16 protein-coding genes are annotated in these 17,964 nt (G+C 40.2%); 7 read left to right on the top strand and 9 right to left on the bottom strand.

Annotated features, from left to right (window positions below; translation table 11 throughout):
• Positions 1-38: 38 nt before the first annotated feature.
• On the bottom strand, positions 39-803 hold the full coding sequence (locus AAEU29_RS14515; protein ID WP_105173103.1) for a DeoR/GlpR family DNA-binding transcription regulator: 765 nt from the start codon (positions 801-803) through the stop codon (positions 39-41).
• Positions 804-950: 147 nt separating this feature from the next.
• Between AAEU29_RS14515 and AAEU29_RS14510 the strand changes: the two genes are divergently transcribed.
• A complete protein-coding gene (locus tag AAEU29_RS14510; protein WP_421974001.1) occupies positions 951-1,865 on the top strand; it encodes an aspartyl protease family protein in 915 nt (304 codons plus the stop codon).
• A 79-nt stretch (positions 1,866-1,944) separates the two neighbouring features.
• Positions 1,945-2,628, top strand: coding sequence for a hypothetical protein (locus AAEU29_RS14505; protein WP_421974000.1), 684 nt, complete (start codon positions 1,945-1,947; stop codon positions 2,626-2,628).
• Positions 2,629-2,651: 23 nt separating this feature from the next.
• On the opposite strand, the gene glmU is transcribed toward AAEU29_RS14505, so the two are convergent.
• Both glmU and AAEU29_RS14495 read right to left on the bottom strand, forming a co-directional pair.
• Complete coding sequence (gene glmU, locus AAEU29_RS14500; RefSeq protein ID WP_421973999.1) at positions 2,652-4,013, bottom strand: bifunctional UDP-N-acetylglucosamine diphosphorylase/glucosamine-1-phosphate N-acetyltransferase GlmU; 1,362 nt, start codon at positions 4,011-4,013, stop codon at positions 2,652-2,654.
• A gap of 267 nt (positions 4,014-4,280) precedes the next feature.
• Positions 4,281-5,093, bottom strand: coding sequence for a class I SAM-dependent methyltransferase (locus AAEU29_RS14495; protein WP_274763304.1), 813 nt, complete (start codon positions 5,091-5,093; stop codon positions 4,281-4,283).
• A 489-nt stretch (positions 5,094-5,582) separates the two neighbouring features.
• Between AAEU29_RS14495 and AAEU29_RS14490 the strand changes: the two genes are divergently transcribed.
• Both AAEU29_RS14490 and AAEU29_RS14485 read left to right on the top strand, forming a co-directional pair.
• The gene (locus tag AAEU29_RS14490) at positions 5,583-8,771 is read left to right on the top strand and encodes an amidohydrolase family protein (RefSeq protein ID WP_274763305.1); all 3,189 of its coding nucleotides are present in this window, start codon (positions 5,583-5,585) and stop codon (positions 8,769-8,771) included.
• Between the two features lie 236 nt (positions 8,772-9,007).
• Complete coding sequence (locus tag AAEU29_RS14485) at positions 9,008-10,075, top strand: ABC transporter substrate-binding protein (RefSeq protein WP_421973998.1); 1,068 nt, start codon at positions 9,008-9,010, stop codon at positions 10,073-10,075.
• Positions 10,076-10,077: 2 nt separating this feature from the next.
• Here AAEU29_RS14485 and AAEU29_RS14480 read toward each other — a convergent pair whose 3' ends face one another.
• From AAEU29_RS14480 to AAEU29_RS14465, 4 genes are all read right to left on the bottom strand, one after another.
• Positions 10,078-10,371, bottom strand: a complete 294-nt coding sequence (locus AAEU29_RS14480) for a S24 family peptidase (protein ID WP_421973997.1) — start codon at positions 10,369-10,371, stop codon at positions 10,078-10,080.
• Positions 10,372-10,498: 127 nt separating this feature from the next.
• A complete protein-coding gene (locus AAEU29_RS14475; RefSeq protein ID WP_421973996.1) occupies positions 10,499-10,930 on the bottom strand; it encodes a DUF2753 family protein in 432 nt (143 codons plus the stop codon).
• Between the two features lie 132 nt (positions 10,931-11,062).
• The gene (gene ccoG / locus AAEU29_RS14470) at positions 11,063-12,445 is read right to left on the bottom strand and encodes a cytochrome c oxidase accessory protein CcoG (protein WP_421973995.1); all 1,383 of its coding nucleotides are present in this window, start codon (positions 12,443-12,445) and stop codon (positions 11,063-11,065) included.
• Between the two features lie 279 nt (positions 12,446-12,724).
• Positions 12,725-14,146 (bottom strand): sigma-54 interaction domain-containing protein, encoded by a 1,422-nt coding sequence (locus tag AAEU29_RS14465; protein ID WP_421973994.1) that lies wholly within the window; start codon positions 14,144-14,146, stop codon positions 12,725-12,727.
• A gap of 174 nt (positions 14,147-14,320) precedes the next feature.
• Between AAEU29_RS14465 and AAEU29_RS14460 the strand changes: the two genes are divergently transcribed.
• Both AAEU29_RS14460 and AAEU29_RS14455 read left to right on the top strand, forming a co-directional pair.
• Positions 14,321-15,277 carry an ABC transporter ATP-binding protein gene (locus AAEU29_RS14460; RefSeq protein WP_421973993.1) on the top strand — a complete coding sequence of 319 codons (957 nt, stop codon included), beginning with the start codon at positions 14,321-14,323 and terminating at the stop codon, positions 15,275-15,277.
• On the top strand, positions 15,270-16,454 hold the full coding sequence (locus AAEU29_RS14455; RefSeq protein WP_421973992.1) for an ABC transporter permease: 1,185 nt from the start codon (positions 15,270-15,272) through the stop codon (positions 16,452-16,454). Before AAEU29_RS14460 ends, AAEU29_RS14455 begins: the two co-directional genes overlap by 8 nt.
• A 58-nt stretch (positions 16,455-16,512) precedes the next feature.
• Here AAEU29_RS14455 and AAEU29_RS14450 read toward each other — a convergent pair whose 3' ends face one another.
• Positions 16,513-16,827, bottom strand: coding sequence for a hypothetical protein (locus AAEU29_RS14450; protein WP_274763501.1), 315 nt, complete (start codon positions 16,825-16,827; stop codon positions 16,513-16,515).
• A gap of 282 nt (positions 16,828-17,109) precedes the next feature.
• Between AAEU29_RS14450 and AAEU29_RS14445 the strand changes: the two genes are divergently transcribed.
• Entirely contained in the window at positions 17,110-17,319 is a 210-nt protein-coding gene (locus AAEU29_RS14445; protein ID WP_372766262.1) for a hypothetical protein, read from the top strand.
• 98 nt (positions 17,320-17,417) lie between these two features.
• Here the strand turns inward: AAEU29_RS14445 and AAEU29_RS14440 are convergent, their stop codons facing one another.
• A complete protein-coding gene (locus AAEU29_RS14440) occupies positions 17,418-17,891 on the bottom strand; it encodes a Dps family protein (protein ID WP_421973991.1) in 474 nt (157 codons plus the stop codon).
• Positions 17,892-17,964 lie beyond the last annotated feature (73 nt).

The raw sequence follows: 17,964 nt of genomic DNA, 5'->3' as shown, positions 1-17,964 counted from the left end.
AATGGGTTACAGGTTTGTTGTCGGAACCTGTAAATGCGTTACTTGGCGCAAATAACAGTAACTTGATGTTGTTCAATTGCTTGCTTAGTGTTGTCGTCTAAGCCATCATCCGTTACTAAATAATTTACTTGCTGCCACGGTATTTCTAAATTCGGTATCTTCTTACCAATCTTGTTTGATTCAACAAGCACAATTACTTCCCTTGCTGAATCAGCCATAACGCGACTCAAACCGATCAATTCATTGAATGTAGTAGTACCTCTATCAATATCAATGCCATCTGCACCAATAAACAGTTGATCGAAGTCGTAAGAGCGCACAACTTGCTCGGCAACTTGCCCCTGAAAAGATTCCGAGTGTGGATCCCAGGTGCCGCCAGGCATTAATAAAGTTGGCTCATTTTCTAATGAAAGCAATCGGTTAGCTACATTTATGGCGTTGGTCATAACGACTAAACCACGCTTGTGTGAAAGCTCAGGGATCATTGCCGCTGTGGTGCGACCGCTATCAATAATAATGCGGTTATGATCTTTAATGAGATCTGCTGCGGCTTTTGCTATTTGCATTTTGCGAATTGGATCGAGCTTTTCGTCGCTATTTGCAACGATCTCTTGCGGTAATGCCATTGCACCACCATAACGGCGCAGCAACAGGCCACTTTGCTCAAGCGCGGTTAGATCTTTACGAATCGTAACTTCTGACGTTGCAAATTGTTCAGCGAGCTGTTCAACGCTCACTTCACCAAGTTCATTTACTTGCTGCAAAATAGTATGGCGTCTTTGTTGGGTGTTACGTTTCGTCATTTTATCAATAAGTTTCGTTTCGAAAGTTATGGTATTTTAATCGAAACTTAACAGATCGCAAGCGCTTATTTTTTGTGTGTGGCTTTTGCATCTAAAATTCGCCTGTGAGAAAATACTTTTGGAAACATAAAACCAAAGGGAATCAGAATGTTAAATGGAATTAAAATAGTACTTCTTACGTTAACGCTATGCTTATCACATAACGTGCTTGCCGGTGCAACAAACTGGATTGATTTTAAATTGGAGAATGGCCACATCAAAGTGCCTGTAATTGTTGGTGGTGTCAAAGCGCATGCTATTTTGGATACAGGTGCTAATGTAAATGGTATTAATAGAGGCTTTGTTGAAAAACACAACTTAGATCTCAGTAAGGGCTCTAAAATTAATATTGAAGGTGTTTTTGGTACGCAAACGCGAAGCACTTATAACAATGTACCAGTCAACTTGTTTGGCATAGATCTAGAGCTAGATGGTATGGTCGATTTCCAGCTTTGGCAAGCTGATAATGCTATCTTAATTGGCTCTGCTTTTTTTTCACGTTTTATTGTTCAGCTTGATTACCCTAACCGCAAGATGCGTTTATTAACGCGAGATGCCATTGATTTAAAAAAGCTTGAGAATATTGAGATGCAAAGCCAAAAAGGATCTGGTATGCCTATTGTTAAGGTTAAATTTAACCAAGAAAACTCCGCTTGGTTATTGCTTGATACAGGTAACAATGGCGGTGTAATGGTTGAGCGTAATTATGCTAACAAGCTGGATTGGTTTAATAATCACAAAACTAAAACAGGATTATCTTCTGGAGTTAATAAATTTAGTGAGACCGAAAGTTTTCGTATTAACTCGTTAAAATTTGGGCCATATGAGCTTGAAAATGTACTAGTAACAGTCCCAGGTGTTGGTGAGCGAAGCAATTTAGAAAATCGTTATGAAGGGTATACTGGATCTAGATTAAAAGGGAAAACTGTTAGAGGCTTACTTGGATACGATATTTTAAAGCATTTTATTTTAACGATAGATTATAAAGCAGGTCGAGCGCATATTAGCTTGCCTGCAGAGTAGTTTAAGAGTGATTGAGAATTGTAGTTGCTTTGTGATTTATTTATAGTGCTTAAAGCGTATATAAAAACAACAAGATACAATGAGCGAAAAAGCAGCATCTAAAATCCATTTTTCTCAGGATAAGGTCAATTTATTCCTAGCGCTGTGCGCTATTATTATTTCGGCGGCGTCTTTTTATGCGACATTTCTACAAGCAAATGCTGCGGAAAAACAGGTAAAAGCTGCAACTTGGCCTTGGATGCAGTTTGTCTCTGGCAATGCGAATTTAGAGCAGCGTAGTCAAGAAATTACCTTTACCTTGAAAAATTCTGGTGCGGGGCCGGCACTTGTTAAGTATTTAAAGTACACCTATGACGATAAAAGTTATTACGATGTTTATGACTTTATCACTGCATGTTGTTTTGACATTAAGGCTTATGAAACAGCGCTGCAAGAACTGCAAAAGAAGTCACCAAAGGTAAATTTCTTTAAAGAGTTTGGTTGGATCACTACCTCATTTGCGCAAAACGCACTGGTGCCACCAGGGGACTCGCTTAATCTATTAGCATTTGAAAAAACCAAATATAACGAGAAGTTTTGGCAAGTACTCGATAAAAAACGCTTTAAAGTAAAAGTTGAGGTGTGTTACTGCTCATTACTTGAAAACTGTTATATCAGTAATGGCAAAGGTGATACGCAAGAAGTTGCTATGTGCCCTGCAATTGTCGAATCAAAACCTATCGTAAAAGCCACACCCGTAGAAACAAAAAAAGCCGCAAATTAGCGGCTTTTTTAATATTATTGCTCTTAGCCTTTCTTTACAGGACGTTGCCAACCATCAATATTACGTTGTTTTGCGCGTGATACAGCTAGCTGCTGATCCGCAACATTGGCTGTAACTACTGAGCCTGCGCCAATAGTGGCTGTTTGACCTATTTCAACAGGTGCCACAAGCGAGCTGTTTGAACCAATAAACGCGTTATCGCCAATAATGGTTTTAGATTTGTTTACACCGTCGTAGTTGCAGGTAATAGTACCAGCACCAATATTTACTTTTTCGCCTACTTCGGTATCGCCAAGGTAAGTTAGATGGTTAGCTTTGGAACCTTTACCTAAACGTGTTTTTTTCATTTCTACAAAGTTACCAATGTGCGAGTCTTCTTCCATAATCGCACCTGGGCGAAGGCGTGCAAATGGGCCTAGCGTACATTTAGCTGCCACTTTTGCTTCTTCAACAATTGAGTTAGCTTTGATCACAACACCATCGCCAATTTCGCAGTCTTTTAGCACGCAGTTCGGGCCAATAACAACATCGTCGCCAAGTACTACTTTGCCTTCAAATACTACGTTAACGTCAATTTGTACGTCTTGACCTGTAGTTACTTCACCGCGTACATCAATACGTGTTGGGTCAGCTAAACTTGCGCCATTTAGCATTAAATCTTCTGCTTGCCACGCTTGATAAGCGCGTTCTAATGCCGCTAGTTGTACGCGATTGTTTGCACCTTCAACTTCCATTAAATCGCTTGGTTGGGCTGACGTTATTTCAACGCCATCAGCGTGCGCCATCGCAACGATATCAGTCAGATAGTATTCACCTTGTGCATTATTATTTGATAAACGACCTAACCAGTCGCGTAACAAACCGCCGTTAACTGCCATAATACCTGAGTTAATTTCGGTTATTTTGAGTTGCTCTGGGTTGGCATCTTTTTGTTCAACAATACCTACTATACTGCCGTTTTTGCGTTCAATACGGCCATAACCCGTTGGGTCTTTTAAATCGACGGTTAAAATTGCAAGGCCTTTACTTGGTGTCACATCAAGAAGTGCTTCAAGTGTTGATTTTTTGGTAAGCGGTACGTCGCCATAAAGAATTAATACGGTATCGTCATTTGCGATATGCTCTTTTGTCTGTGCCACTGCGTGGCCTGTACCAAGTTGCTCAGCTTGTAAAACCCAGTTCACATCGTTGTGCGCTAGGTGCTCTTGCAGTAATTCACCACCGTGGCCGTATACTAAGTTAGTGGTTTTAGCGCCAAGCGATAATGCATTATCAATAACGTGTTGCACCATAGGTTTATTGGCTACAGGGTGTAGGACTTTTGGAAGTTTTGAGCGCATGCGAGTGCCTTTGCCCGCAGCGAGAATTACAGTGGTTAGTGCCATTTACTTAATTTCCTTTTTTCACATCGATAACAACGTCACATGATGTACGTTAAATAAACCCACTCCCTGTGTTGATTAAACTCAACTAAAAAGCTGAGTACTTTTTCATGTTTGGTTGTTAAAACGGCGGATATTGTAACCTTTATTTATAGTTAGATTAAATGACAAAACACAATTAATTGCGAAAAGAAAAGCAAACAAGCACTTAGTATTAAGTGCTTGTTATATGAGGTGTGTAATTATTTCGTTAGATGTACGAGAGGTAAATTACAAGGTTGGCTTAACAAATTTAAGCGTAAAGCGGTTACTTTCACCAATGGCTAAGTATTTCGCCTTATCTTTATCGCCGAGTGCCAGAGTCGGTGGTAATGTCCAAACGCCTTTCTCATATTGAGCTTGGTCAAGTGGGTTGGCATTAACACCTGAACTTGCAACTAACTTAAAGCCTGCTTTTTTAGCGGCAGCTTCAACCACACTTTGTTTGATATAACCTGACTGACGAAACGCTTCAGCATCGAGGTTTTCAGGTAGCTTATGATCGACCACACCTAGCACACCACCAGGTTTAAGCGCTTTAAACGCAGAATCTAATGTTGTTTGCATCATTTCATCACTTGTCATATAAAAATTATGCAAGTTACGGAATGTTAGCACCATATCGGCACTGCCTGCTGGGGCCATTTCTGGGCTGAATTTAGGGTGGAATTCGGTTATTTCAGTTTTGCTCAGCGCAGGCGTATTTTTTATTTTTGCTTGATACTTAGGTAAGTGCTTATTGAAGTAACCTACATCTGTACCTGATGGGAAGTGCGCCGCAACAAACTTACCTTTTTCAGCCACGATAGGCGAGATAACTTCTGTATACCAGCCGCCTCCTGGCCAGATCTCAACCACTGTCATATCTTCAGTTAAACCGAAAAAGTTAAGTGTTTGTTGTGGGTTACGGAATTCGTCACGAGATTTATTTTTATCGCTGCGCACTTCGCTTTTTACAGCTTCTTGTAATGTGGTTGCGTGCACTGCGGTGATTGAACTTGCTGCAATTGCCGCTGTAATGGCTAGGTTTAGTATCGTTTTCATTTTTAGTCCTATTTATTCCCTAAATTATAGAGCGTGTTGAACTTTCAAATTCGTTTTTGCAGTAGCTTGATTAACTTTTTGACAAGGCAGAGGCTGCGCGACATGGTTATTCCATGTAAGTCAGTCGATAACACAGTAAAAAAGTTAATCAAGCACTGCCGAATGGTTCTTTTGAGCGTGCTTTTCTCTTTGTTGCTCGATATTCGCTTAGATGACTGAGCCACACATCGAGCGCCGCGATAAAAGTACGCTCAGAAAAACAAAAATAGAACTGCAAAGTTCAACACGCTCTAGCTCATAAGATAATCATAAAACTGTTGAATGTTTAAGCATTTTGCGAGCGAACTTGTTGCAAAATATTTCCAATTAAGTTGTTGATAGTTTTTTAATCGAATTTTTAAGTGGTTTTAACTCACGCAAACTAGCTAATTAACCGCTATTTTGTTTCAATTCATTACAGAATAAACGTGACAACAAGAAGACTCCCAGATGAAACAAATTTTAAAAACCTCACTTGCGATGGCAGTGGGCTTGGCGCTGTGTTCGCATGTAAGCGCTGAAGAAGCAAAAAAAGAAGAGAAAAAAGAGTGGCAAGTTGAAGCGCCACAAGGTGAATTTTTAGATGCAAACATCAAAGTACAGCAAGGTACTTGGATGAATGTAGATATCAGCCCAGATGGCAAAACTTTAGCATTCGACCTACTTGGTGATATTTACACAATGCCAATTTCAGGCGGTAAGGCAACCAAGCTAACGTCAGATATTCCATGGCAAATGCAACCACGTTTTAGTCCTGATGGTAAAAAAATCGCGTTTACCTCAGACCAAGGTGGTGGTGACAATATTTGGGTTATGAATATTGATGGTTCAGAGCAAGTTGCGGTAACCAACGAAACATTCCGTTTATTAAACAGTCCAGTGTGGAGCCCAGACGGTGACTTTATCGCTGCGCGTAAACATTTTACGGGTACACGTTCTCTTGGTGCTGGCGAAGTTTGGCTTTATCACAAAGCCGGTGGTAAGGGTGTGCAGCTCACTAAGCGCGCTAACGACCAGAAAGATCTTGGTGAACCAGCATTTTCACCAGATGGCCGTTATGTTTATTTTTCGCAAGATGCGACACCAGGTAAAACATTTCACTATTCAAAAGATTCTGTTGCCGGCATTTATAAAATTAAACGCTACGATCGCGAAACAGGTGAAATTGAAACCATTATTGAAGGCATGGGTGGTGCAATTCGCCCAACACCATCACCAGATGGTAAAAAGCTAGCGTATGTTAAGCGTGATGATTTCCAATCAAGCCTTTATGTATATGACTTTGCAACGGGTGAGCATACCAAACTGTATGGTGCGCTAGAGCGTGATATGCAAGAAACATGGGCAATTCATGGTGTTTACACCTCGATTGCATGGACGCCAGATAACGAAGAGCTGATCTTCTGGGCGGGTGGTAAAATTCATAAGCTGGATGTTGAAAGCAAAAAAGTAAGCGACATTCCATTTGAAGTAGAAACTAGCAAAAAACTACAAACAGCACTTCGTGTTGCACAAAATCTTGATACCAAAGAATTTGACGTAAAAATGCTTCGCAATGTACAGGTTTCGCCTGATGGTGAGACTGCGATTTTTGAAGCGATGGGCCATATTTATAAGCGTGATTTAGAGTCTGGCCAAGTAAGACGTTTAACCAAACAAAACGATCATTTTGAATTCTTCCCATCATTCTCTCGTGATGGTAAGCGAATCGTGTATGCAACGTGGGACGATAGCGAACAAGGTACTATTCGCGTTGTTTCAACGCGTTCTGGTCGCGGTAAAGAGGTTGTTGAAACCAAAGGTAAATATGTTGAGCCAACGTTTAGCCCAAATGGCGAGACAGTGGTATATCGTAAAATTACAGGCGGTTCTATCTTAGATCCAAGTTATTCTGTAGAGCCTGGTATTTATGCGGTTAGCAGTAAAGGTGGTAAGGAAGAGTTCATTACTAAAAATGGTATTCAACCACAATTTGGTGCTAAGAACGACCGTATTTATGTGATGCAAGCATGGCCTACACCTTCACTTTCAGTGGTAGAGCTAGAAACTAAAAAAGAGCGTAAACTTTACGAGTCTAAACATGCGACTGAATTCCGTGTATCACCAGATGGTAAATACTTGGCCTTTGCAGAGCGCTTTAAAGTATTTGTAACGCCTTTTGTTGAGCGCGGTAAAACCATCAATATTGGTCCAAAAGACAGCCAGTTCCCAATTGAGCAGTTATCAGTACGTGCTGGTGAAAACATTAGCTGGAACACCGCAGCAGATAAGCTTTATTGGTCGCTTGGTCCTGAACTTTATCATGCAGACTTAAACGGTGTGTTTGATATTGCTAAAGATGAGACAAAGTCGTTTAAAGTTGAAAACGGCCAAAATATCGGCTTTAAGCAAAAAATGGACGCACCAAAAGGTGTAATTGCACTGACTGGCGCACGCATCATTACCATGAAAGGCGATGAAGTCATTGAAAATGGCGTTATCGTTACCGACGGTAAACACATTAAAGCAGTTGGTACTGTGGGGGATGTAACGGTGCCAAGTGATGCATTAATTATTGAGATGAATGGCAAAACCATTATGCCTGGTTTAGTTGATGCACACGCCCACGGCTCACAAGGTTCAAATGAAATTATCCCACAGCAAAACTGGGAAAACTTAGCAGGCCTTGCGTTTGGTGTTACAACAATTCATGACCCATCAAACGACACAACCGAAGTGTTTGCCGCGAGTGAAATGCAAAAAGCAGGTAAAATTGTGGCACCGCGTATCTTCTCAACGGGTACCATTTTATATGGTGCCAACATGCCGGGTTACACCAGCCATGTTGATAGCCTTGACGATGCTAAATTCCACATTGAGCGCCTGCAAAAGGTCGGCGCTATTAGTGTTAAATCATATAACCAACCGCGCCGAAATCAGCGTCAACAAGTTGTGCAAGCTGCACGTGAACTAGGCATGATGGTGGTGCCAGAAGGTGGTTCATTACTTCAGCACAACCTAACCATGGTTGTTGATGGACACACAGGGGTAGAGCACTCAATCCCAGTGGCAAATATTTATGATGATATTAAGCAGTTATGGAGCCAAACTAAGGTAGGTTATACACCAACATTAGGCGTTGCTTACGGTGGTATTTGGGGTGAAAACTACTGGTATGACAAAACTGATGTATGGGCGCATCCCATTCTTTCTAAATATGTACCAAAGAATAAGTTGTTACCACGCTCAATGCGTCGTGTGAAAGCGCCAGATCATCACTATAACCATGTAAATAACGCGCGTGTTTCGAAAGAGCTACAAGACTTAGGTGTGTTAGTGAATATTGGTGCACACGGTCAACGTGAAGGCTTAGCTGCGCATTGGGAAATGTGGATGTTCGCGCAAGGCGGCATGGCACCACTTGAGGTGATCCGCACTGCAACAATTGACCCTGCTACGCACTTTGGCTTAGATAAACATATTGGTTCACTTGAAGTGGGTAAACTTGCTGACTTAATGGTGATTGATGGCAACCCGTTAGAAAATATTCGCGATACTGATAAAGTAACGCACACTATGATCAACGGTCGTTTATTCGATACTGCAACGATGAATGAAGTAGGTAAGAAAAAACGTGAAAAGCTGTATTTTGAAAAATAAGCTTTAAGCAAATTAACTATCAAAAGGCTGAACTTAGGTTCAGCCTTTTTTATTGAACTGTGAAAGAGGTGATATAAATGCATCGTTCTGCTCTTTGGTAATGGCAAATTAAATGACTATAGTTGAGAAATAAGTTACATCGGCTAGCTGCTCTGAGTTGTTGAGAACTTACAGCTTTATTTTTGTTCACGTTATATACTGGCAGCCATCTAGCAGTAGAAAAGTGTTGTGTGAAAATGAAAATTTTAGTGCGCTTATTGTTTATTTTTATTCTCTTTAGCTCTGCATTTAGCGTATTTGCCAATGCAAAAATGAAAGTGGTTTTTATTAATCCAGGCTCAGAATCGACCAATGATTCAGGGGATTTTTGGCCAAATGTAAATCGTTTTATGATGGCTGCAGCAGAAGACTTAAATGTACAGCTGACATCACTGCACGCTGATAGAAATCATATTTTAATGAAGCAGCTAGTTACAGATGCTATTGCCAGTAAACCTGATTATCTAATTTTGGTGAACGAAAAAGAAATGTTGCCATATATGCTTGAGCAACTTGCAGGTACCAACATCAAAGTATTTCTGTTGTTAAATAAATTTAGCCGAGCACAGCAAAAAACCTTACCAAAGTCGTTATCAAGTAAGGTCATTGGTTGTTTATCGCCGAATAACCAAGAAGTCGGTGAGCAATTGGCAGACGCCTTAATTGCCCGAGCGAGTAAATTAAATAAACCTTCGCTAAACATGTATGCCCTGTTAGGTGATTACAATACGCCAGCGGCAAGGGAGCGCCAAGTAGGCCTAACTCGCGCACTTAAAAAACACCCTCATGTAACCTTGATTGATTCAACTGTAGCTAATTGGTCAGAGAGTAAAGCCTTTGACAAGACCTATGGCGTGCTGTCAAAGCATCCTGCGGATATTGTGTGGGCTGCGAATGATGCAATGGCGTTCGGTGCAATTGCGGCATTAAAGCAACTGGCACAAGCTGAAAATGTGGTTGTGGGTGGTATTAACTGGGATGTGCATGCAAAAGGGTTGATGACCGATGTTTCGTTTGGTGGTCATGTGACGTTAGGTGCGAAGGCCATCTTAATGCTTAATGACTATCACTTTTACCCGAAAAAAGCCTCATCAATGAGTCAACGTGTTGCCATTTTTGAGTCGTCAGATTCACCTGTCCGCGACAGGTTTGTCACTTTAGTGCGTGAGCAGCAGTTTAGTCAGATTGATTTTTCGCGTTTTACTGTTGCAGCTGAACACCCGCTAGAATTTAATTTAACTAATCTAGTGAATACCACACACTAACGTTAATACCCTAAGTTACAGAGTAAAATGCCGGTGATTTGCGTTGCGCTAACCGGCCCGATTTGGCAACACGCTAAACTTTTCGGATCATCGCCAATCAGCCAATACAAGCCATTCTTATCTTGGTAGGCGATGCGTTTGATTATGGTGCCAAATTCATCGTGTTCCACTTTTACTATTTGCCCCTTTTTAAGATGCTTTTTAGTGCCAAAATTGTGTAGCAGCACATAACTATTTGTTTCGATGGTAGGTGACATGCTGTTGCCTGAAACTTTGTTAATGCTTAACCCGAGCATGATTCAAACCCTTTGGCTTATTTGTTGTATTGCACGCAGCTGCAATGGTGTCAAAGTTGAACAGTTTATCCAAGGTTTTAATGGTTTTGCTTAGTGTAGATGACTTTTTCACGGTTGCTCCTTGCGATTAGTGCAGCTTAGTTTGGTGGTAAGCAAAGTGTGCAATATTGTCTTTATCAGAGAGTGCTTTTATGCATTGACTATGGTGATGGTATTTATGTTTAAAATCCGACAAACATTTATACGTGATAGCCGACATGCGCAGTGCATTACTTTGCGTTTTGCCGCAATTAGTAATGTGATTTTCTTGTTCAACAACATAAAAATGAGCATGCAGTAAGCATTGTAATGCTCGTTCTAAATACCCTTGCTGCTCATAGGTTGCGGCCAGATTTTGATAGCCGCAGACCCAAGCTTGCATTGCCTCAAGATTACTGCGCTGTTGCTGCCAAAGCTCATCAACAAGTGCAATTGCGCGCATATAATAACGCTCAGCTTCAAGCCAATTATGCGAATCAAAACACTCGTTTCCTTTAATCATGGTTGATTGCCAGCTCATATTTCAACACCTTACACACCCCATTTAATGATAATGATTATTGATCGCGTTTATGGTGTTGTAAAGCAAAAAAAAGGCCCAAATTGATTGAGCCTTGTGTGCTAGGGAACTTAGCTGTATGTGAACAACAGCTTAAGGTTTGTAGAATTTAGACTGCTTAGTAATTTGAATCTCCGGTGATTCAGTTGCCTGAACTTTAAAATCAATCTCAGTGACTGTTTGCTTTAAGTCATATGCGTCAGCTGTCACGGTCACTGGGAACTGACTCATCTCTCCTGCTGCAATAATAATTTGCTGAGGCGCATTTAAAGTAAAGCGAGAATCTTCCAATAATGTCAGTGAATAGGTCAGAGTATTCTGGGTTTTATTGGTGATCTTAAGGGTGTAAGTATTCTCTGTAAGCCCTTCATAATTCACTCGGTAAAGTGCATTGCGATCACGTAAAATGCTTGCCTCAATTGGCACCCGTAAATTCATCCATATCAACATAGTAATAATTACAAGGCCAGTGAAGAAACCATAACCGACAAGCTTTAGGCGGAATTTATCCGTTTTCTGACCTGCTAATTGATGCTCACTGGTATAGCTAATAAGGCCTTTTTTATAATTAAATTTCTCCATGGTTTCGTCGCATGCATCAATACATGCACCACAGTTAATGCATTCATACTGTAAGCCGTTACGAATATCGATACCTGCAGGGCATACTTCAACGCATAAATTACAGTCAACGCAATCGCCTAAACCAAGCTGCTTAGGGTCATCTTTACGTTTACGACGACCTCGAGATTCACCACGTTTATCATCATAGGCAACAACATAGGTATCCTTATCAAACATTACTGCTTGGAAACGTGAATAAGGACACATATAAATGCACATTTTTTCTCTTAAAAAACCTGCGTTGCCATAGGTACATACTGCAAATAAGCCAACCCAAAACATAATTAAGCCTGACCATTCAAGCGAAATTAGGTTGCTGTAAAGCTCTGTAACTGGAACAAAATAGCTTAAAAATGTAGTTGCAGTAAAAAATGAAATTGCACCCCAAATCAGATGTTTAAGGGTCTTTTTACGAAATTTTTCGAATGACATTTTTGATTTATCAAGTTTGATGCGCTTATTGCGATTGCCTTCCACTTTCTCTTCAACCCAAATAAACATCATCATCCATACCGTTTGCGGGCAGGTATAACCACACCAAACCCGGCCGAGCCAAGTGGTTACAAAAAACAGTGCGAATGCGCCTGCCATAAAAACCCACGCCAGTAAGGTAAAGTCTTGCGGAAACAAAGTAGTATTAAAAAAGCGGAATTGTTGCGAACCTATATCAAGCAGTATCGCTTGTTGGCCATGATAAGGAATAAACGGGATTAGAATAAACGCCAACATTAGTGCCCAACCAATATAGCGGCGTAGTTGCTGGTATTTTCCTTTTTGTGATCTTACATAAATGGGCCCTTCTGTTTTATAGGGCTTAATAATCAGATCTTCTTCTTTGATATCAAACTTCATAGTGTTTCTCGACGGTAGATATTCGTAATGCTTACTACGCTAATAACAATAAGTATGCCAAGAGCTGATTCCACTTAAGGTTTTGATAATTAATGTTTTATTTTTATTTCTGTAAATGCAGTAGGCACGATATATCGTGTGTTCGCGATATATCGTGGTTTTTTGAGGTGTTTTTGTGGTGAATTACGATGAACGGATTAGTTGAGATTTAGAGAAGCAGGACAATAAACTGATTAACCAACGTCCATTTTTTGTGCATAAAAGGGCTAATCCAGTCAATTAGTTTCTTGAAATACCGAGTTTTTTCATTTTTGAACGTAAAGTGCTTTCGGGAAGATCAAGTAACTTAGCGGCACCATTTGCTCCACCAATTTTCCCTGCACATTGTTCTAGCACTTGTTCAATATACGACTTTTCCATTTCGGCAAGTGTCAGCTGAGCAAAATTACTCGCGTCTAAATTCGCTTGGAAGTCGTGTTTAATTTGAATCAGTGAAGTTTGGCTTAAAATGACTTCGCGCTCTAATACATTTTGCAGTTCACGAATATTGCCAGGCCAATGATAGGTAGCAAGGCGTTTTAAACTTGCTTTGCTAATACCTTTGATAGCTTTACCAAGTTTGCGCGCAAGCTCCGCAATGATGTTTTGGCATAGCAGTGGTAAATCATCAAGGCGTTCTCGAAGTGCGGGCATGGTAAGTGGAAAAACATTAAGGCGATAATATAAATCCATACGGAATTCGCCTTGTTGTACCATTTTTAATAAGTCTTTATTGGTTGCAGCAATGACGCGAATATCAACTTTTAGGGTTTGATTGCCACCAACGCGTTCAAATTCTTGTTCTTGTAGCACACGTAACAGTTTGCTTTGTGCTTCTAGGCTTAATTCGCCAACTTCATCTAAAAACAATGTGCCTTTATCTGCTAGTTCAAAGCGTCCTTTACGACGTTCAGTCGCGCCGGTAAAGGCACCTTTTTCATGGCCAAATAATTCGCTTTCAAGCAGGCTGGGAGTAAACGCTGCACAATTTACTTTTACTAAGGTGTTGTGAGCACGTTTGCTAAGGCGATGAATATTACGTGCTATCAGTTCTTTACCTGTGCCGTTCTCACCCAAAATCAATACAGTGCTGTCGGTCTTGCTGACCAAGCTCACTTGATCAAGTAATTGCTTAAAACGTGGGCTTTGGCCAACTAAGCCAGAGTCGCTCCAATTTTCATCAATTTCACTTTGTAGGTAAGTATTTTCGGCTTGTAATTGCTCTGATAAGGCTTGCACTTGTGCCAGCGCTTCTCGCAGCGCACGATCACTTTCTTGTTGCTTGGTTACATCGCGGAAAATTGCCACTGCACCAATGATTTTTCCGGCTTTATATACTGGTGTTGAGGTGTATTCTACAGGAAAGCTAGAACCATCTTTACGCCAAAATACTTCATGGCTAATACTGCGCTCTTGGCCATCTTGCATGGTCGCGTAAATATTACATTCATGGGCTGGGTAAGGGCTGCCATCGGCATGGCTATGATGATGATATTGGTGGATTTTCTCACCAAGCAATTCACCTGCTTGCCAACCAGTCATGCGTTCGGCTGCTGGGTTGATAAACACCGCTTTACCTTCTAAATCAAAACCATAAATGCCTTCACCCACGGCGTTTAACAGCAGCTCTGAATCGGCGAGCAAGTGCTTTAGATTATCCATACATTACAACCCTCGATATTTCGTGGGTTAATTGTGCCAAGCTTAATGCCAAATTGCCAGTAAGCAATAACCGTCATTTAAATGATAAGTGGCAATATAAAATGACGAGTGATCTGTTTCTTCCTATTCAAGACCGTAAAATACTGACAATTATAAGAAAAAGCGGGAAGTAATATGACACAGCCGATGATATGTGTTGAACAGGTAAGTAAAGAATACAGCTCAACAAAAGCTGTTAATCAATTAAGCTTTTCAGTCAATAAAGGCGAAATTTTTGCCTTGTTAGGGCCTAATGGTGCAGGTAAATCGTCACTTGTGCGTATGTTGGTAGGCTTTACTAAACCCGATAGCGGAAAAATATCTATTCAACTCGACAATCGCTATTTAAGTGAAATCCCAGCAAATAAGCTTGGTTATTTACCAGAAGACCGCGGACTTTATGGTGAAAAAACATTGCTACAGAATCTTCATTACTTTGCTGCATTGCATGGGGTGAGTAAGCAAGATGCAAAACAAACAATAGATTACTGGCTGCAACGATTTGATTTATTGGGCCGTGAAAAAGAGCCGCTTAAGTCACTCTCGAAAGGTAATCAGCAGAAAGTACAGCTTATCACTGCAATATTACACAACCCTGAAATTGTTATTTTAGATGAACCTTTCTCAGGTCTTGATCCAATAAACCAAGAAAAAGTAGTGCAGTTTTTAGCTGAGCTGAAACAGCAAGGCATGACAGTTATTTTAAGTGCGCACCAAATGGCCATGGTAGAAAAAATGGCAGATAGAATGCTGCTAATGAATAAAGGTGAAGCCGTTTTATATGGCACTTTGGATGCGATTCGAACTCATATTGGTGGCGCTTTAGAGTTGGAGGTTGGCTTTGCGGGCGAACTCAATGCAGAGGCGTTGCAGCAACATTTTGACCAGTTTAATTATCGTTTAAACAAGCAGTGCACCTTAGTGGTTAGCCTTGAACATAAGTCGCAAGTAAATGAGGTACTAGCAAGGCTGCCTAAACTTGGTCAAGTGATACACATTTCTAGCCGCAATATGGATTTACACCAAATGTATTTAAAGGCGATTGAATCGCATCAAAGTAGTGCATTATCAAAGGAGAATAATCATGAATAACCAAGTAATGCACGTGGCCAAATGGGAGTTTATGCACTTTTTTAAGTGGAAGCAGGAAATCATCAGCAAGTTAATTATGGTCGCAATTGCGCTAGTGGTGTTTTTTTGGCAATCGGCTGCTAATTTTACAACCAGTGATTATCGCATTGCTGTGGCTGCAAATAGCGAATTTGAAATGGTACTTGAGGGGTATGTTTTTACAAAGACCAACGAGAACCAAGAGACTTTGCATAATGCCTTAAAAGCCGGGGACTTTGATGCAATTCTATTAATTGATGAATCGCAAAGCCCTGTGAGTATTGGTGTTATCAGCAAAGGAAAAATGGCATGGCAACAAACATTGCAAAATGCGTTAAAGCAGCACTATGCAAGCAAAGTCAGTGAACAATTATCGCTTTCATCACAACAAATGGCGTTGCTGAGGAACCCTATAACGCTTTCAACGGTATACTTTGACCAAAATATTAAAAGCGAAGAAAACCATTCAACATCAACAGCTGTTGGCGTATTAGTGTTGCTTTCGGTGGGAATATTTATGTCGTTTGCACAGGTGTTTGTATCAATCACAGGTGAAAAGCAGCAGCGTGTAACCGAGCAGCTTTACGCTACTATGAGCGCACAAACTTGGGTTGATGGTAAAATTTTAGGGCAAGTATTGCTGGCGCTTAAAGCAATGCTAAGCACCGTTATTTCGGTATTGCTAGGGATTGCATTTATGCAAGTGATTATTCAAGGACAAGCGCTCGATTTGTCTTTTATAGATTGGACGATATTACCTTGGGTACTGGTTTTTTCATTGCTTGGACTTTATTTTTCAACAGCATTTATGGCGGCAATTGCTGCAGCAATTGATGACCCAAATCACAGTGGAAAATCTTCGTTTATGATGATCCCATTAATTCCAATGATTTTGGCGTTTGTATTAATGGATAGCCCAAGCGGCTGGGTAATGACGTTTCTAAGTTATTTTCCGCTAACTGCGTTTGCTGTTATGCCAGTGAAAATGGCATTGGTTGATGTGGCTATTTGGCAACCGATTTTATCGCTGATCCTCACTCTTGTGCTTTGTATTTATATGCGACGTGTTGCAGGGCGTTTATTTAAAATGGGCATGGTGATGTACGGCAAAGAGCCAAGTTTTAAGCAAATGTTAGGATGGGCTATTTCTAATCAGTAAATGTATTTATTTGCGAGAGCTGATGCTTATTAGGCTCTCGCTTTAAACTAATATGCAATTAGTTACGTTTTTCTTGTTTTTTAATAATCGATGTTACAACAGAGTTCTCTAGTTTAACTTCTACAAGGTAAAAACCACCAATTGATCCTTCTAACCTGTATGTCAGAGTTTCTTTTTTTGTTGGTGAGTTACCTTCTCCAGTATCAATAGCTACCGTTTGTACATCTTCGTACAATGGAACACCAGCTAGAGAAATTAACTCCGATTTTGACTGTCCAACTAGTAATAACTTACCGTTTTCTAATCTGAAGCTTTCTGATGCTGCAACTTTTATACTTAGCAGTGCAATAAATATGATTAAAACCTTGTTCATGTTAATAATCCTTTAATTTTAAAATTACTTTTTCACTCTACATTATTTACTGTGATTATTAATACAACTTATTGATCAACCATCTAAGTCGAAATATTCATGAAGCATAATTTCTGCCAAAAATTATCGATTTGGATGATTTTTTGAGCTAAATCAAATTTAATTCCAGCTGTTATTTGGTTAATAAATAAACTTGATTTAGGTCAATTCTCAGTTGAGAAACAAGCGCATACTCTCTTTCAAGCAACCGATTTATCGGACATTTATAGAAGGAATTTCGTTATGAGAAATGTGCAAAAATCAGAAATTATTGTAACCGTCATTGCAGTCTTAGCATTAGTTGTCACAGTGGTTGGTCACCTTGCCGGTGCCAGCATTGCTAACTCAAGTTCATTTGGCATTATTGCAGCACCGGTACCATTAGTACTCTTTATTATTGCATTTGCAGCTTACAAATATGCTGCATCTCATGACGAAGACTCTAGTCATTAATAGATAAGTACAGATTGCCCCCCGATTAGTTTTACTTTACTTGCGACAAAGGCAGCGTTAGCTGCCTTTTTTCATTTAACTTTGTGCGCTAATTGGCCTTAATACAAATAAGCGTTTAGCATCCAAACAAGCTTTTCTTGCTCTTTAATGTAATCACTCATTAGTGAAGCCGTTCCTTCGTCGTCGGCATCGCCTGCTAGCGCAAGTAATGATCGCTGTTTAGCTATCAATACACTGTAACCTGAGAGCAAATTAGCAATGGCATCTCGCCCTGCGCTGATATTTTTGGCTTCACCGATACTGCTTTTAGCAAGATAATCTGAGAATCCATGCAGTGGTTCACCGCCTAGCGTTAAAATACGCTCAGCAATTTCATCTACTTTAAGCAATAAGTCATTATAAATTTCTTCAAACTTTGCATGTAACTCAAAAAAGTTTTCGCCTTTAATATTCCAGTGGAAACCACGGGCATTCATATATTGAATTTGGTAACTGCTTAATAAGCCATTAAGTTCTGCAACTAATTTATGTGTGATGTCTTTGTCTAATCCGATAATTGAAACGTTTTTCATAACCCACCTCGTGTTCAATAACATTAATTTGTTTCGATGGGATTATTATCGGGTAACTTAGTGATTGGTTAAA

This window comes from Pseudoalteromonas aquimarina, from assembly GCF_049257255.1.
Taxonomy (GTDB): domain Bacteria; phylum Pseudomonadota; class Gammaproteobacteria; order Enterobacterales; family Alteromonadaceae; genus Pseudoalteromonas.
This window is presented reverse-complemented; position numbering and strand designations above follow the sequence as displayed.

Excerpts from the sequence above, each read along its gene's own strand:
- AAEU29_RS14455 (WP_421973992.1), top strand. The coding sequence starts at position 15,270 with ATGAATAACCAAGTAATGCACGTGGCCAAATGGGAGTTTATGCACTTT.
- ccoG (WP_421973995.1), bottom strand. The coding sequence starts at position 12,445 with ATGAAGTTTGATATCAAAGAAGAAGATCTGATTATTAAGCCCTATAAA.
- AAEU29_RS14465 (WP_421973994.1), bottom strand. The coding sequence starts at position 14,146 with ATGGATAATCTAAAGCACTTGCTCGCCGATTCAGAGCTGCTGTTAAAC.
- AAEU29_RS14450 (WP_274763501.1), bottom strand. The coding sequence starts at position 16,827 with ATGAACAAGGTTTTAATCATATTTATTGCACTGCTAAGTATAAAAGTT.
- AAEU29_RS14480 (WP_421973997.1), bottom strand. The coding sequence starts at position 10,371 with ATGCTCGGGTTAAGCATTAACAAAGTTTCAGGCAACAGCATGTCACCT.
- AAEU29_RS14515 (WP_105173103.1), bottom strand. The coding sequence starts at position 803 with ATGACGAAACGTAACACCCAACAAAGACGCCATACTATTTTGCAGCAA.
- AAEU29_RS14440 (WP_421973991.1), bottom strand. The coding sequence starts at position 17,891 with ATGAAAAACGTTTCAATTATCGGATTAGACAAAGACATCACACATAAA.
- AAEU29_RS14445 (WP_372766262.1), top strand. The coding sequence starts at position 17,110 with ATGAGAAATGTGCAAAAATCAGAAATTATTGTAACCGTCATTGCAGTC.
- AAEU29_RS14485 (WP_421973998.1), top strand. The coding sequence starts at position 9,008 with ATGAAAATTTTAGTGCGCTTATTGTTTATTTTTATTCTCTTTAGCTCT.
- AAEU29_RS14505 (WP_421974000.1), top strand. The coding sequence starts at position 1,945 with ATGAGCGAAAAAGCAGCATCTAAAATCCATTTTTCTCAGGATAAGGTC.
- AAEU29_RS14490 (WP_274763305.1), top strand. The coding sequence starts at position 5,583 with ATGAAACAAATTTTAAAAACCTCACTTGCGATGGCAGTGGGCTTGGCG.
- AAEU29_RS14475 (WP_421973996.1), bottom strand. The coding sequence starts at position 10,930 with ATGAGCTGGCAATCAACCATGATTAAAGGAAACGAGTGTTTTGATTCG.
- AAEU29_RS14495 (WP_274763304.1), bottom strand. The coding sequence starts at position 5,093 with ATGAAAACGATACTAAACCTAGCCATTACAGCGGCAATTGCAGCAAGT.
- glmU (WP_421973999.1), bottom strand. The coding sequence starts at position 4,013 with ATGGCACTAACCACTGTAATTCTCGCTGCGGGCAAAGGCACTCGCATG.
- AAEU29_RS14510 (WP_421974001.1), top strand. The coding sequence starts at position 951 with ATGTTAAATGGAATTAAAATAGTACTTCTTACGTTAACGCTATGCTTA.
- AAEU29_RS14460 (WP_421973993.1), top strand. The coding sequence starts at position 14,321 with ATGACACAGCCGATGATATGTGTTGAACAGGTAAGTAAAGAATACAGC.